The 1,136-nt window shown below is 33.1% G+C and carries 1 protein-coding gene; it reads left to right on the forward strand.

The features are described from left to right. Positions 1-139: 139 nt before the first annotated feature. Positions 140-1,114 carry a 2-hydroxyacid dehydrogenase gene (locus IAI56_RS15715; RefSeq protein ID WP_187658758.1) on the forward strand — a complete coding sequence of 325 codons (975 nt, stop codon included), beginning with the start codon at positions 140-142 and terminating at the stop codon, positions 1,112-1,114. Positions 1,115-1,136: the final 22 nt, after the last annotated feature.

Raw genomic sequence — 1,136 nt, forward strand, 5'->3', positions numbered from 1 at the left:
GCACTAAGAGTTGTAAAACGTTAACAATTAGAATTTAGAACTATTAGTTTATTAAAAAACCCCTTTCGAAAATCGAAAGGGGTTTTTGCTTTTAAATGAGCAATTGTACTTTTGAATAATATCTTTTAATTGTACATTTATGCACTACATTATTAATTTATTAAATCAATTGAAGATTAAGATATTACATTTAGACAGCAATCATCATTTACTTTGGGAACAATTAGAACAAGCCGGTTTTCAAAACGAAGCCGATTTTACTTCGTCTAAAACAGAAATTGAAGATAAAATTCACGAGTATCACGGAATTGTTATTCGCAGTCGGTTTAAAATTGACAAAACATTTATTGACAAAGCGGTTAATTTAAAATTTATTGCTCGTGTTGGTGCTGGATTAGAAAGTATCGATTGTGAGTATGCCGAAGCTAAGCAAATTCAACTAATTGCTGCGCCAGAAGGCAATCGGAATGCCGTTGGCGAACATGCTTTAGGAATGCTTTTGTCGTTAATGAATAAATTGAATCGAGCCGACAAGTTGGTTCGTGAAGGAAAATGGATTCGTGAAGGCAATCGCGGTTATGAACTCGAAGGAAAAACCGTTGGGTTGATTGGTTATGGTAATATGGGAAAATCATTTGCTAAAAAATTAAAAGGATTTGAGGTAACCGTTTTATGTTATGATATCCAAGAAAATGTAGCCGATGAAAATGCAGCACAAGTTTCGTTGACTGAATTACAACAAAAAAGCGACGTATTGAGTTTGCATATTCCTTGGACTCCCGAAACTGACAAAATGATAAACTCAGAGTTTGTCAATCAATTTGCAAAGCCTTTTTGGTTTATTAATACATCGCGAGGCAAAAATGTCGTAACCGATGATTTGGTGGAAGCATTACAATCAGGAAAAATTCTTGGTGCTGGATTAGATGTTTTAGAATATGAAAAATTGTCTTTTGAAAATCTTTTTATTGATTCAGAGAAACCTAAAGCTTTTGAGTATTTGCTTCAAGCCGAAAATGTTTTATTAACGCCACATATTGCGGGATGGACGTTTGAAAGTCATGAAAAGCTTGCGCAAACAATAGTGTATAAGATTATTTCATTTTTTAAATAAGAGGTGTTAAAAAATACTAAAA

Source organism: Flavobacterium macrobrachii, assembly GCF_014486675.1.
Classification (GTDB): Bacteria; Bacteroidota; Bacteroidia; order Flavobacteriales; family Flavobacteriaceae; genus Flavobacterium; species Flavobacterium macrobrachii.

Coding starts and splice junctions, on each gene's coding strand:
- IAI56_RS15715 (WP_187658758.1), top strand. CDS start 140: ATGCACTACATTATTAATTTATTAAATCAATTGAAGATTAAGATATTA.